At 61.4% G+C, this 13,241-nt stretch carries 18 protein-coding genes; 10 read left to right on the top strand and 8 right to left on the bottom strand.

Annotation, left to right across the window (positions count from 1 at the left end; translation table 11 throughout):
• Positions 1–2: 2 nt before the first annotated feature.
• Genes mlaD through J4P02_RS19895 form a run of 3 tightly spaced genes read right to left on the bottom strand, consistent with a single transcriptional unit; the run spans position 3 to position 2,076 of the window.
• A complete protein-coding gene (mlaD, locus tag J4P02_RS19905; RefSeq protein WP_426193368.1) occupies positions 3–470 on the bottom strand; it encodes an outer membrane lipid asymmetry maintenance protein MlaD in 468 nt (155 codons plus the stop codon).
• Complete coding sequence (mlaE, locus tag J4P02_RS19900) at positions 470–1,267, bottom strand: lipid asymmetry maintenance ABC transporter permease subunit MlaE (RefSeq protein ID WP_426193366.1); 798 nt, start codon at positions 1,265–1,267, stop codon at positions 470–472. Before mlaE ends, mlaD begins: the two co-directional genes overlap by 1 nt.
• Entirely contained in the window at positions 1,267–2,076 is an 810-nt protein-coding gene (locus J4P02_RS19895) for an ATP-binding cassette domain-containing protein (RefSeq protein WP_426193364.1), read from the bottom strand. The genes mlaE and J4P02_RS19895 overlap by 1 nt, the downstream gene beginning before the upstream one ends.
• Positions 2,077–2,338: 262 nt before the next feature.
• Here J4P02_RS19895 and J4P02_RS19890 point away from each other — a divergent pair, with 262 nt between their 5' ends.
• The 10 genes from J4P02_RS19890 (at position 2,339) to J4P02_RS19845 (ending at position 9,362) form a co-directional block, all read left to right on the top strand.
• Positions 2,339–3,313, top strand: a complete 975-nt coding sequence (locus tag J4P02_RS19890; protein WP_426193362.1) for a KpsF/GutQ family sugar-phosphate isomerase — start codon at positions 2,339–2,341, stop codon at positions 3,311–3,313.
• Positions 3,313–3,837 carry a KdsC family phosphatase gene (locus J4P02_RS19885; RefSeq protein WP_426193360.1) on the top strand — a complete coding sequence of 175 codons (525 nt, stop codon included), beginning with the start codon at positions 3,313–3,315 and terminating at the stop codon, positions 3,835–3,837. Before J4P02_RS19890 ends, J4P02_RS19885 begins: the two co-directional genes overlap by 1 nt.
• Positions 3,838–3,846: 9 nt before the next feature.
• The gene (gene lptC / locus J4P02_RS19880) at positions 3,847–4,419 is read left to right on the top strand and encodes an LPS export ABC transporter periplasmic protein LptC (RefSeq protein WP_426193358.1); all 573 of its coding nucleotides are present in this window, start codon (positions 3,847–3,849) and stop codon (positions 4,417–4,419) included.
• Complete coding sequence (lptA, locus tag J4P02_RS19875) at positions 4,406–4,951, top strand: lipopolysaccharide transport periplasmic protein LptA (RefSeq protein ID WP_426193356.1); 546 nt, start codon at positions 4,406–4,408, stop codon at positions 4,949–4,951. Before lptC ends, lptA begins: the two co-directional genes overlap by 14 nt.
• On the top strand, positions 4,951–5,676 hold the full coding sequence (gene lptB, locus J4P02_RS19870; protein ID WP_011059270.1) for an LPS export ABC transporter ATP-binding protein: 726 nt from the start codon (positions 4,951–4,953) through the stop codon (positions 5,674–5,676). The genes lptA and lptB overlap by 1 nt, the downstream gene beginning before the upstream one ends.
• A 181-nt stretch (positions 5,677–5,857) precedes the next feature.
• Positions 5,858–7,351, top strand: coding sequence for an RNA polymerase factor sigma-54 (locus J4P02_RS19865; protein ID WP_426193354.1), 1,494 nt, complete (start codon positions 5,858–5,860; stop codon positions 7,349–7,351).
• Positions 7,352–7,430: 79 nt separating this feature from the next.
• The gene (gene hpf / locus J4P02_RS19860) at positions 7,431–7,736 is read left to right on the top strand and encodes a ribosome hibernation-promoting factor, HPF/YfiA family (protein WP_011059268.1); all 306 of its coding nucleotides are present in this window, start codon (positions 7,431–7,433) and stop codon (positions 7,734–7,736) included.
• A 12-nt stretch (positions 7,737–7,748) separates the two neighbouring features.
• Positions 7,749–8,213 carry a PTS IIA-like nitrogen regulatory protein PtsN gene (gene ptsN, locus J4P02_RS19855; protein ID WP_426193351.1) on the top strand — a complete coding sequence of 155 codons (465 nt, stop codon included), beginning with the start codon at positions 7,749–7,751 and terminating at the stop codon, positions 8,211–8,213.
• Between the two features lie 2 nt (positions 8,214–8,215).
• Positions 8,216–9,073, top strand: coding sequence for an RNase adapter RapZ (gene rapZ, locus J4P02_RS19850; RefSeq protein ID WP_426193349.1), 858 nt, complete (start codon positions 8,216–8,218; stop codon positions 9,071–9,073).
• A gap of 16 nt (positions 9,074–9,089) precedes the next feature.
• Positions 9,090–9,362 (top strand): HPr family phosphocarrier protein, encoded by a 273-nt coding sequence (locus J4P02_RS19845; RefSeq protein ID WP_426193347.1) that lies wholly within the window; start codon positions 9,090–9,092, stop codon positions 9,360–9,362.
• A 29-nt stretch (positions 9,363–9,391) separates the two neighbouring features.
• Here the strand turns inward: J4P02_RS19845 and J4P02_RS19840 are convergent, their stop codons facing one another.
• From J4P02_RS19840 to J4P02_RS19820, 5 genes are read right to left on the bottom strand one after another with little or no spacing between them, the layout of a single operon-like run.
• A complete protein-coding gene (locus tag J4P02_RS19840) occupies positions 9,392–10,285 on the bottom strand; it encodes a ZIP family metal transporter (protein ID WP_426193345.1) in 894 nt (297 codons plus the stop codon).
• Between the two features lie 33 nt (positions 10,286–10,318).
• Positions 10,319–10,930, bottom strand: coding sequence for a superoxide dismutase (locus J4P02_RS19835; protein WP_426193343.1), 612 nt, complete (start codon positions 10,928–10,930; stop codon positions 10,319–10,321).
• 1 nt (position 10,931) lies between these two features.
• Complete coding sequence (locus J4P02_RS19830) at positions 10,932–11,381, bottom strand: hypothetical protein (protein ID WP_426193341.1); 450 nt, start codon at positions 11,379–11,381, stop codon at positions 10,932–10,934.
• A 27-nt stretch (positions 11,382–11,408) separates the two neighbouring features.
• On the bottom strand, positions 11,409–12,785 hold the full coding sequence (locus J4P02_RS19825) for a class II fumarate hydratase (RefSeq protein WP_426193339.1): 1,377 nt from the start codon (positions 12,783–12,785) through the stop codon (positions 11,409–11,411).
• A complete protein-coding gene (locus J4P02_RS19820) occupies positions 12,778–13,173 on the bottom strand; it encodes a FagA protein (RefSeq protein WP_426193337.1) in 396 nt (131 codons plus the stop codon). Before J4P02_RS19820 ends, J4P02_RS19825 begins: the two co-directional genes overlap by 8 nt.
• Positions 13,174–13,241: the final 68 nt, after the last annotated feature.

Raw genomic sequence — 13,241 nt, 5'->3', positions numbered from 1 at the left:
CCTTATTTGGCGTCTTTGCTAACGGTATTGAGCAGGAATTTACCGATCAGGTCCTCCAGCACCAGCGACGACTGGGTGTCGTGGATGGTCCCGCCATCCTTGAGCAGGGTTTCTTCCCCGCCCACGCTGATACCAATGTATTTCTCACCCAACAGGCCAGCAGTGAGGATAGATGCAGTGGAGTCGGTCGGCAGATTATCCACGCGCTTTTCCAGTTGCATCGTCACCCGACCAGTGAAGCTGTCACGGTCCAGATCGATCGCCGTGACCTTGCCGATGGTTACCCCGGCCATGGTCACCTTAGCTCTGACCGTCAAACCGGCGATATTGTCGAAGTAGGCGTAAAGTTTATAGCTTTCGTTGTTGGTGGTCGGAGACAGGCCACTGACCCGCAGAGCAAGCAACAGCAAAGCCAGGATGCCAGCCAGCAGGAAAAGGCCGACACCGATTTCCAGGGTGCGGTTTTGCATCAGAAATCTCCAAACATCAAGGCGGTCAGAATAAAGTCCAAGCCGAGTACGGCCAACGAGGCGTACACCACGGTCTTGGTAGTGGCACGACTGATCCCCTCTGAGGTGGGCTCACAGTCATAGCCTTGGAATACGGCGATCCAGGTCACGACAAAGGCGAACACCATGCTCTTGATCACGCCATTGAGCACATCGCCGCTGAAGGTCACGCTGTTCTGCATGTTCGACCAGTAGGAACCTTCATAGACCCCCAGCCAGTCGACCGCCACCCAGGAACCGCCCCAGATGCCCACCACGCTGAAGATCATCGCCAGCAGCGGCAGGGAAATGAAGCCGGCCCACAGGCGCGGGGCAATGATGTACTTGAGCGGGTCGACCCCGATCATCTCCAGGCTGGAGAGCTGCTCGGTGGATTTCATGTTGCCGATCTCTGCGGTCAGCGCCGAACCGGCACGCCCGGCGAACAGCAGCGCCGTGACCACTGGCCCCAGTTCGCGCAGCAGGGTCAGGGCGACCATCTGCCCCACCGCCTGCTCCGAGCCGTAGCTGGAGAGAATATTGAAGCCCTGCAGCGCCAGCACCATGCCGATGAAGACCCCGGACACGACGATGATCACCAGGGACATCACGCCCACGGAGTGCAGTTGCTTGACCAGCAGGCCGAAGCTGCCGCCGATGCCGCCGCGCCCCAACAGCGCATGAAACAGGAATAGGCTGGAACGCCCCAGTACCGCCAGGACATCGATGCCTGAGCGACCGAAGAGGCGAACCCTCTCGATTAGCGATATTTTGCGCATCAGCGCTTCCCCAGAAGATCTGCGCGGTAATCCGTCGCTGGAAAGTGAAACGGTACCGGGCCGTCGGGATCGCCCTGCATAAATTGACGGATACGCGGGTTATCGGAATCCATCAGCTCTTCAGGCGTGCCCTGCCCCAATACCTGGCCATCGCCCACTACATAGAGGTAATCGGCAATGCTCGCGGTTTCTGCAAGATCGTGGGACACCACGATGCTGGTGATGCCCAGGGCATCGTTGAGCAGGCGGATCAGGCGCACCAGCACGCCCATGGCGATCGGGTCCTGGCCCACGAAAGGCTCGTCGTACATGAGGATCTGCGGGTCCAGGGCGATGGCCCGGGCCAGCGCCACCCGGCGTTTCATGCCGCCGGACAGCTCGTCGGGCATCAGGTCGACCGCGCCACGCAGGCCCACGGCCTGCAATTTGAGCAGGACGATGTCGCGAATCATCTCTTCCGGCAGCTGGGTGTGCACCCGCAGCGGAAAGGCCACGTTCTCGAAGACATCCAGGTCGGTGAACAGCGCACCGCTCTGAAACAGCACGCCCATCTGCTTGCGGGCGTCGAACAGGTCGCTGCGCGAGAGCTTCGGCAAATTCTGGCCGTTGACCCACACTTCGCCGCTGTTGGGCCGCAGTTGCATGCCCATCAAGCGCAGCAGGGTGGTTTTCCCGCAGCCGGAAGGCCCCATGATGCCGGTGACCTTGCCCCGCGGAATACGGATATCCACGTTATTGAAAATGCTCCGCGCACCGCGCTTGAAGGTCACTCCCTTCAGCTCGACCGCGTAGGCGTTATCGGCACTCATCTAAACTCCTTGCGATGCAGCCTAACACTCGGACGCTGGGCTCCCTGCCGGGAGTAGGTGCCTGGGCAGGCCGAACTGGCGGCGAACTATATCACTGCTGATACGGAGCCCCCAAGGGTGACCCTAGCAACGTTCAGGTTAAGGACAGGCAAAAGCCCGGCCATGCTGTGGCCCCTTCGACAAAGGCTGACGAACTTGCGTGAGGGATTTGTTCATTACCGCTATAATCGCCGCCTTTTCATCGGGCTATACGATTTCAGACATGAGCCAATCCAGCGACCTGATTCAATCAGCACAACGCACCATCCGCCTCGAACTGCAGGCAGTAGAAGGCCTGCTGCCCCATATCGACGCGGATTTCGTACGCGCTTGCGAGATGATTCTGGCCAGCAAGGGCCGCGTAGTAGTGGTCGGCATGGGCAAGTCGGGGCATATCGGCAACAAGATTGCCGCCACCCTGGCCAGCACCGGAACCACGGCATTCTTCGTCCACCCGGCCGAAGCCAGCCACGGCGACATGGGCATGATTACCCGCGATGACGTGATCCTGGCCCTTTCCAACTCCGGTTCGACCAACGAAATCGTCACCCTGCTGCCGCTGATCAAGCGCCTGGGCATCCAGCTGATCAGCCTGACTGGCAATCCCGAGTCACCGCTGGCCAAGGCCGCCGACGTCAACCTCAATGCCCATATCGAGCATGAAGCCTGTCCGCTGAACCTGGCCCCGACCTCTTCCACAACCGCTGCCCTGGTAATGGGCGATGCCCTGGCCGTGGCCCTGCTGGAAGCCCGCGGCTTCACCGCCGAAGACTTTGCCTTCTCGCACCCCGGTGGCGCCCTGGGCCGCCGCCTGCTGCTCAAGGTGGAACACGTGATGCACGAAGGCAGCGAGTTGCCGCAGGTGCAGCGCGGCACCCTGCTCAAGGACGCGCTCATGGAAATGACCCGCAAGGGCCTGGGCATGACCGTGATCCTGGAGGCCGACGGCCGTTTGGCGGGAATCTTCACCGACGGCGACCTGCGTCGTACCCTGGACCGCGCCATCGACATCCACCAGGCCAGCATCGACTCGGTGATGACCCCTCATGGCAGGACCGCCCGTGCCGATATGCTGGCCGCCGAAGCCCTGAAGATCATGGAAGACCATAAAATCAGCGCCCTGGTGGTGGTGGACAAGGATGATCGGCCGATTGGAGCCTTGAACATGCACGACTTGCTGCGCGCGGGAGTGATGTAATGAGTGCCGACCTGCTGCAACGCGGTAAAAACATCAAGCTGGCGGTGTTCGACGTCGATGGCGTACTGACTGACGGGCGCCTGTACTTCCTCGAAGACGGCAGCGAATTCAAGACCTTCAACACCCTCGACGGCCAGGGCATCAAGATGCTGATGGCGGCCGGGGTGCAAACCGCGATCATCAGCGGACGCAAGACTCCGGTGGTGGAGCGTCGGGCCAAGAACCTCGGCATTCCCCACCTGTTCCAGGGCCGTGAAGACAAGCTGGTGGTCCTGGACCAGCTTCTTGCCCAACTGGGCCTAAGCTATGAACAGGTTGCCTATTTGGGCGACGACCTGCCTGACCTGCCGGTGATCCGCCGCGTAGGCCTGGGCATGGCGGTGGCCAACGCCGCCCGCTTTGTTCGCGAGCACGCCCACGGCATCACCGCAGCCCGTGGCGGCGAAGGCGCCGCCCGCGAATTCTGCGAGCTGATCCTGCAAGCCCAGGGTCGCCTGGACGCAGCCAACGCCGCTTATTTATAGAGCCAGACCATGCTAAGCAAAAAGATTCGCAACATTCTGGTCTTCGGGATCATCGCCCTGCTGTTCGCGGCGGTCGGTTACTGGAACATCAGCCCCGAACGCTTCCTCGACAAGCCGGTGGTGCAGGTCGATGAAAACGCCATCGACTATTTCGTGCTCAACGCTCGCAGCGTGCAGTACCTGCCCGACGGCAAGCTGCAATACGAAATGACCTCGGACAAGGTCGAGCACATCAAGGCCAGCGAAGTGACCCTGCTGACCAAGCCAGACTTGCAGATGTACCGCGGCACCACCTTTCCCTGGCATGTGCAGAGCGAGCGCGGCGAGGTCAATCCGGACGGCACCGAGGTCGAGCTGATCGACTCGGTACGGGTTTCCCGCACCGACGAGCACAACCGCAACCTGCTGATCACCACCAGCCGCATGACAGTATTCCCGCAGAAGCAATATGCGCAGACCGAGCAAGCCGTTAGAATCGACGGCGCCGACGGCGTGACCACTGCCAAGGGAATGAAAGCGTATTTGAAAGACGGCAGGATGAACCTGCTATCGAACGTAAGAGGACAGTATGAGGCTCGTTAAAACCCTCCCTATTTTGCTCAGTCTGGGCGCAGCACTGGGAAGCGTGAGCGCCTGGGCTCTGCCGAACGATAGCCAACAGCCGATCCGCATCCAGGCCGACGACGCCCAGCTCGACGACAAGAACGGCGTGGCCACCTATAAGGGCGATGTGATCATCACCCAGGGCTCGATGAAGATCACCGGCAACACCGTGACCATCACCCGCTCCAAGACCGGTGAAATCGACGTGGTGACCTCGGTGGGCAACCTGGCCTATTTCGAGCAGTTGCAGAAGCAGACCGACCCCAAGCCGGTCCAGGCCTATGCCGTAACCATCCAGTACCATGCCCAGCAGAACCGCATCGTACTGATCGACAAGGCCAAGGTGATCAACGACGGCAACACCACCGAAGGCGAGAAGATCGTCTACGACACCGTCAAGCAAGTGGCCAACGCCGGTCGCGCCAACGGTAACTCGGTCACCGCTCCGCGTCCGCGGATCGACATGGTCATCCAGCCGAAAAAGAAAACCGACGAGCAAAAGGCCCAGTAATGGCAACTCTGAAAGCCCAGCACCTGGCCAAGAGCTACAAGAGCCGCCAGGTCGTGCGTGATGTCAGCCTGTCCATCGACAGCGGCCAGATCGTCGGCCTGCTCGGCCCCAACGGCGCCGGCAAGACCACCTGCTTCTACATGATCGTCGGCCTGGTCCAGGCCGATCAGGGTCGCGTGCTGATCGACGACCTGGATGTCAGCCACCAGCCAATGCACGGTCGCGCCCGCGCCGGCATCGGCTACCTGCCCCAGGAAGCCTCGATCTTCCGCAAGCTGTCGGTGGCCGACAACATCATGGCCATCCTCGAGACCCGCAAGGAGCTCGACAAGGCCGGCCGTCGCCAGGAGCTGGAAAGCCTGCTGCAGGAATTCCACATCAATCACATCCGCGACAACCTCGGCATGAGCCTGTCCGGTGGTGAACGCCGCCGCGTGGAAATTGCCCGCGCCCTGGCCACCGCGCCCAAGTTCATCCTGCTCGACGAACCTTTCGCCGGCGTGGACCCGATCTCGGTCGGCGATATCAAGCAGATCATCCACCACCTCAAGGCCAAGGGCATCGGGGTGTTGATCACCGACCACAACGTCCGGGAAACCCTGGACATCTGCGAGACCGCCTATATCGTCAACGACGGGCAACTGATCGCCGAGGGCGACTCCGAAACCATCCTGGCCAATGAACTGGTCAAGGAAGTCTATCTGGGCCATGAGTTCCGCCTGTAACGCCTGAGGTGTTGGGCTGCACGCCAGGGCGCAGGAACAGTAAAACCCCACAAAGTTTATTGTTACAGCGCTCTAGGCAAACACTTCAGTTTCAGGCATATAATTTGCTTATGTTTGGCGCTCCGGCGCCCTGTAGTGGATGGCGCATGTGCGCCGGCAAATAAGGTGTTAAGCCCCTGCCATGAAACCATCGCTAGTCCTCAGAATGGGCCAGCAGCTGACGATGACACCGCAGCTGCAACAGGCCATCCGCCTGCTCCAATTGTCGACCCTGGACCTGCAACAGGAAATCCAGGAAGCCCTGGAGTCCAACCCGATGCTCGAACGCCAGGAAGAAGGCGACGACTTCGACAACAGCGACCCTTTGGCCGACAACACCGAGTCCAAGCCCAACACCGAAATCCAGGAACCCTCCTACCAGGAAACCGCCCCCACGGTGGACAACCTCGAGGACGGCGAATGGAACGAGCGCATCCCCAACGAACTGCCGGTGGACACCGCCTGGGAAGACGTCTACCAGACCAGCGCCAGCAGCCTGCCCAGCAGCGATGACGACGAGTGGGACTTCACCACCCGCACCTCCGCTGGCGAGAGCCTGCAGAGCCACCTGCTCTGGCAACTGAACCTGGCGCCCATGTCGGACACCGACCGGCTGATCGCCGTGACCCTGATCGACTGCATCAACAACCAGGGCTACCTCGACGAAACCCTCGAGGAAATCCACGAAGCCTTCGATCCGGAACTGGACATCGAGCTGGACGAGATCGAAGCCGTCCTGCACCGCATCCAGCAATTCGAACCGGCCGGCATCGGCGCCCGCAACCTGGGCGAATGCCTGCTCCTGCAATTGCGCCAGCTGCCGCCCAAGACCCCTTGGCTGGCCGAGGCCCAGCGCCTGGTCAACGACTATATCGACCTGCTGGGCAGCCGCGACTACAGCCAGCTGATGCGCCGCATGAAGCTCAAGGAAGACGAGCTGCGCCAGGTTATCGAACTGGTGCAGAGCCTCAACCCGCGCCCGGGTTCGCAGATCGAATCCAGTGAAGCGGAATACGTGGTGCCGGACGTCATCGTACGCAAGGACAACGAGCGCTGGCTGGTGGAGCTGAACCAGGAATCGGTGCCGCGCCTGCGGGTCAATGCCCAGTACGCCGGTTTCGTCCGGCGGGCCGACACCAGCGCCGACAACACCTTCATGCGCAACCAGTTGCAAGAGGCCCGCTGGTTCATCAAGAGCCTGCAGAGCCGCAACGAAACCCTGATGAAGGTCGCCACCCAGATCGTCGAACACCAGCGCGGCTTCCTCGAGTACGGCGATGAGGCAATGAAGCCCCTGGTCCTGCACGACATCGCCGAGGCGGTGGGCATGCACGAGTCGACCATTTCCCGGGTCACCACGCAGAAATACATGCATACCCCACGGGGTATTTATGAACTGAAATACTTTTTCTCCAGCCACGTCAGCACCTCGGAAGGCGGTGAATGCTCGTCCACCGCGATCCGCGCAATCATCAAGAAACTGGTGGCTGCGGAAAATCAGAAAAAGCCGTTGAGTGACAGCAAGATCGCTGGTTTACTGGAGGCACAAGGCATTCAGGTAGCCCGCCGCACCGTCGCCAAGTACCGCGAGTCCCTCGGGATCGCGCCGTCCAGCGAACGCAAGCGGTTGATGTAGGCACCGGGCTCGCCACAGCGTTTCAGGGGCAGGCAAACCAGCCTGCCGCTTTATGCACTGGCAACGAAGGAGAAGCTGTATGCAAGTCAACATCAGTGGACACCAACTCGAAGTGACCGAACCTCTGCGCGTCTATATCGGCGAGAAACTCGACCGGCTGGAGCGCCATTTCGACAAGATCACCAATGTGCAGGTCACCATGGCTGTCGAGAAGCTGAAGCAGAAAATCGAAGCCACCCTGCACATCCACGGTGGGGAGGTCGTCGCCAATGCAGAACATGACGATATGTATGCCGCAATCGACCTGCTCACGGACAAGCTTGACCGCCAACTGAAAAAGCATAAGGAAAAGCAACTCCACCTTCTCCAAGGCACGGGTCGCTAACACTCCCCTCCCATGATCCGACTTGAAAGCATCCTGACCCCCGGCCGTTCCCTGGTGAACGTGCCGGGCGGCAGTAAAAAACGCGCCCTCGAACAAATTGCCAACCTGATCAGCCGTGAAGTGCCCGATCTGGAGATGCAGGATGTCTTCGAGAGCCTGATCGCCCGTGAAAAGCTCGGTTCCACCGGCTTTGGCAACGGCATCGCCATTCCCCACTGCCGCCTCAAGGGCTGCGAATCGCCCATCAGTGCCCTGATGCACCTGGATGCACCCATCGATTTCGACGCCATCGACGGCGCCCCGGTCGACCTGCTGTTTGTCCTGCTGGTCCCGGAAGCCGCCACCGATGCGCACCTGGAGCTGCTCCGGCAGATAGCCAGCATGCTCGATCGCAAGGAAGTCCGTGATCGCCTGCGCAGCGCCACCAGCAACCAAGCCTTGTATCAGGTTGTCCTGGACGAGCAGAACGGTCATTAACCATGCGCCTGATCATCGTCAGTGGCCGTTCCGGCTCAGGTAAAAGCACCGCCCTCGATGTTCTCGAGGACCACGGCTACTACTGCATCGACAACCTCCCGGCCGGCTTGCTACCAGAACTGGCCGAGCGCGCGTTGATCCACACTGAGCTGGCACAACCGCTGGTGGCGGTGTCCATCGATGCCCGCAACCTGCCCAGCCATCTGTCGCGTTTCCCCGAATTGCTGGAGGAAGTACGCAGTCGGCATATTCAGTGCGATGTGCTGTACCTGGATGCCGACGAGGAAACCCTGCTCAAGCGCTTCTCGGAAACCCGCAGGCGCCACCCCCTGAGCAGCGCCAATCGCTCCCTGGCCGAAGCCATCGAGGATGAAACCAAACTGCTGGGGCCGATCGTCGATCTGGCCGACCTCAAGGTCAACACCACCAATCTGAACCTCTACCAGTTGCGCGACACCATCAAGCTGCGGCTGCTGAACCAGCCTGAGCCCGGTACCGCGTTCCTGGTGGAATCCTTCGGTTTCAAGCGTGGCATGCCGGTGGACGCCGACCTGGTGTTCGATGTGCGCTGCCTGCCCAACCCCTACTGGAAGCCGGAACTGCGCGCCCAATCCGGGCTCGACGCCCCAGTGGCCGAGTACCTGGCCGCGCAGCCGGATGTCCAGGAGATGTTCCACGACATCGAAAGCTACCTGCTCAAGTGGCTGCCACGCTTTGCCGCCAGCAACCGCGCCTATGTGACCATTGCCATTGGCTGCACCGGCGGGCACCACCGCTCCGTATACCTGACCGAACGCCTGGGCCAGGTCCTGCAAAAAACCCTGAAGAACGTCCAGGTTCGCCACCGCGACCTTAGCTGAAAGGATCTACCCCGCGATGCCAGCTCTGGAAATCGAGATCATCAACAAACTGGGCCTGCATGCCCGTGCCTCGGCCAAGTTCGTCGGCGTGGCCGGGCAGTTCCCTTGCCAGATCCGCGCCGGTAGAACGGCCGAGTCCATGGTCGATGGCAAAAGCATCATGGCCATGATGATGCTCGCGGCCGGCAAGGGCACCAAGATCCACCTGAAGACCGAAGGTGAGCAGGAGCAGGAAGCACTGGACGCGCTGGTGGCCTTGATCAACAACTACTTCGACGAAGGCGAGTAAGCCCGGCCGGGCTGCTGGCCAGCAGGCACTCAGCCGAGCGCCGTATCCATCACCATCATCAGGCAGAAGCCGATGCACAGGCCAAGGCTGGCGAGCTTCTCATGGCCATTGCGCCGCGACTCGGGAATCACTTCGTGAGTCACCACCAGCAGCATGGCACCCGCCGCCAGGGCCAAGCCCAGCGGTAGAAGCAGTTCCGCCAGGCTCACCAGCCAGGCACAGAGCAAGGCAAATACCGGCTCCACCAGCCCCGAGGCGGCACCGATCAGGAACGCCTTGACCCGCGACATCCCGGCCCCGGCCAGCACCAGCGCAATCACCAGCCCCTCGGGCACATCCTGCAGGGCAATGCCCATGGCCAGGCTGTCGGCATCGGCCATGCCACCACCGGCCGACACCCCCACCGCCATGCCTTCGGGAATGTTGTGGGCAATGATGGCAAACACAAACAGCCAGATGCGCGGAGGGATGAGCGGATGCTCCGGCGTGCCCATCAAGGTTTCGGGACTGGCGCTGGAAATCTTCCGATCCACCAGGAACAGGGAGAAGGCCCCCAGCAGGATGCCGGCGCACACCAGGCCACTGGAGCCCCAGGCGGACAGCCCCAGACCCTGGGCTGCGGCGATGCCGGGAACGATCAGCGAAAACGCCGTGGCCGCCAGCATCACCCCGGCACCAAAGCCCAGCAAGGTATCGCTCAGGGCCAGGGGCATCCTGCGGATCACCAGCACCGGAACCGCCCCCAGCGCCGTACCCAGGGCGCAGATCGAGCCACCCTGCAACGCCCGCAGCAGTCGCGGCTCCAGGTCCAGCCAGTGCAACCCCTGGGCCACCAGCAAGGCAGTGCCCGCCAGCAGCAAGAGCGAGCCGAAGGCATAACGAAACATCCGCCCGCTGCTGATCGCCAGTGTTTCAGTGCCCATATTCGGCCTTAGGTCTTGTTATGAAAGGGGGTATCAGGCCATCGCCGCCTGGTAGCGCTGGGCAACTTCCGGCCAGTTGATGACGTTGTAGAAGGCGCTGATGTATTCCGGCCGACGGTTCTGATAGCGCAGGTAGTAGGCATGCTCCCATACGTCCAGACCGAGGATAGGCGTATTGCCATTCATCAGCGGGCTGTCCTGGTTACCGCTGCTTTCCACCACCAGGCGTTTCTCCGGAGTCACGCTGAGCCAGGCCCAACCGCTGCCGAAGCGGGTCAGCGCAGCCTTGGTGAACGCCTCCTTGAAACTTTCGAAACCACCCAACTGCTGCTCGATGGCCTGGCCCAGCGCGCCCTCCGGCTTGCCGCCGCCGGCGGGGGTCATGACCGCCCAGAACAGCGAGTGGTTGGCATGACCACCACCCTGGTTGATCACCGCGGCACGCAGCTTCTCCGGTAATTGCTGGACGCTGGCCACCAGTTTCTCCACTTCCCAGCCCGCCCACTCGGTGCCTTCCACCGCGGCATTGAGGTTGTTGATATAGGTCTGATGGTGCTTGCTGTAGTGGATCTCCATGGTTTGCGCATCGATATGCGGTTCCAGGGCATCGTAGGCGTAAGGCAGTGCAGGCAAGGTAAAGGACATATCAGTGGGCTCCATAAGAAGGATTGCCGGGCAGCGGGTGATCAAGGGGCAAGCGCGTGACATTGCCGTCCAGCAAACGCTGAGTGCGGGGGTACTTGCCGTGCTCAGCAATGAAATTGAGCAGCTCGACGTAGGTCTTGCTGCTTTGCCGCAGCGCCGCTTCCCGCAGCGCCAGGGGCAGGAGCGGGTCCTGCAGGGTCTGCAACAGCAACTGGTGGATGGCGCAGAGGTACTCCGCGCTCTCCTCCGGCTGGTTCAGGCGTAGATGCAGGTCCGCCAGGTTGTGATGGGAAATCACACAGGCCGCCACCGCTTCGTCGGCATCTGCCCAACGCTGGAACAACACCTGGGCCAGGGCCAGGGCTTGCAGGTAGAACTCGCGGGCATCCACCAGCTCGCCCTGGATAAACAGGCGATTGGCCCTTTCGATCGTGCGTTTCCAGTGTTCCATGGTGAACCTCCAAAGCGCTGTCGAGGGTTACACGCCGCCTGCCGTGAGCTTTTCCGGATCCAGCAGAACCTCCAGCTGGCTGCGCGGCAGATCGGTGTGCTCAAGCGCCACATCGATCACCGGGCGCCCTTGCTTGTAGGCGGTCTTGGCGATTTCCGCGGCCTTCTGGTAGCCGATGATCGGGTTCAAGGCGGTGACCAAGATCGGGTTGCGCGACAGCGCTTCCTTGAGCTTGGGTTCGTTGACCTTGAAGCTGGCGATGGCCTTGTCTGCCAGCAGGCGGCTGGAACTGGCCAGCAACTCGATGCTGCTCAAGAGGTTCTGGGCAATCACCGGCAGCATCACGTTGAGTTCGAAGTTGCCCGACTGCCCGGCCACGGTGATGGTGCTGTCGTTGCCGATGACCTGGGCCGCGACCATGGCCATGGCTTCAGGAATCACCGGATTGACCTTGCCCGGCATGATCGAGGAGCCCGGTTGCAAGCCTTCCAGCTCGATCTCGCCGAGCCCGGCCAGCGGCCCGGAATTCATCCAGCGCAGGTCGTTGGCGATCTTCATCAAGGACACCGCCGTGGCCTTGAGCTGCCCGGACACCGTGACCGCGGTGTCCTGGGAGCCGATCAGGGCGAACAAGTTTTTGCCCGGGGTGAACTGCACCTGGGTCAGCGTGCTCAACTGCTGGCTGAAACGCGCGGCGAACTCGGGGTGGGCATTGATCCCGGTGCCCACCGCGGTGCCGCCCTGAGCCAGGGCCTGCAGGCTCGGCAGCAAGTCCTGCAGGTGAGCAATATTGGCCTTGAGCTGTTGCGCCCAGCCGTCCAGCACCTGGCTCATGCGCACCGGCATGGCATCCATCAGGTGAGTACGGCCGGTCTTGATGAAAGGGTGCACCTGCAGCGCCTTGCGCTCGATGACGTCCACCAGATGCACCAGGGCCGGCAGCAATCGCTCGTGCAGGGTCAGGGCCGCGCTGACATGAATGGTGGTGGGAATGATGTCGTTGCTGCTCTGGCCGCAGTTGACGTGGTCATTGGGGTTGACCGCTGCGCCCAACAGGCGGCTGGCCAGGGTCGCCAGCACTTCGTTGGCGTTCATGTTGGAGCTGGTGCCGGAGCCGGTCTGGAAGATATCCACCGGGAAGTGCTGCATGAAGTCGCCTTCCAGCAGGCCCTGGGCAGCGTCGACTATCGCCTTGCCCTGGGATTCGCTGAGCTGGCCCAGCTCGACGTTGGCCTTGGCCGCCGCGGCCTTGGCCAGGATCAGGGCACGAATGAAGGCCGCCGGCATGCGCTGCCCGCTGATGGGAAAGTTATCCACCGCACGCTGGGTTTGCGCACCATACAACGCCTGCTCCGGGACCAGCAGCTCGCCCATGCTGTCGCGTTCGATACGGGTATTACTCATCGGGAGATCCTTGCATCAGTTCAATCAGAGGAATGGAAGGCAACAGTTCTACGGTGGCCAGGCGCCAGGCATGGCTTTGCCAGCGCTTGAGCCGGCACTTGCACAGCGACAATCGCTCCAGGTCGCGCAAGGGGCGCCAGGCCTGGTCCAGGCACAGGCTGCGCCAGTGCCAGGGCAGCGCGGTATCGGTCGCACTATCGATCAGTAAACGGAAGGAGGTTTCCGCCACGGTCCAGGCTGACATGGCGGTGCAACAGGCCAGATAGCGCCCCTCGGCAAGGTAATGCTCGATCAGGCGCGGCTCGTCCGGTTCCAGTGCGCAACGGATCTGGCGACTCATCCAGCGCCAGCTTTCGAGGTAAGGCTGCTCGTGCAAGGCAGAACTCATGACCTGGGCTCATTGAATAATGAGATTTATTATTAAATGATATTGAGAATCAAATCAATCTGACATGT

This window comes from Pseudomonas sp. NFXW11 (assembly GCF_049887815.1).
In the GTDB taxonomy this organism is placed as follows: domain Bacteria; phylum Pseudomonadota; class Gammaproteobacteria; order Pseudomonadales; family Pseudomonadaceae; genus Aquipseudomonas.
Note: the sequence above shows the minus strand (reverse complement) of the source record. Positions and strands in the feature narration are given on the sequence as shown.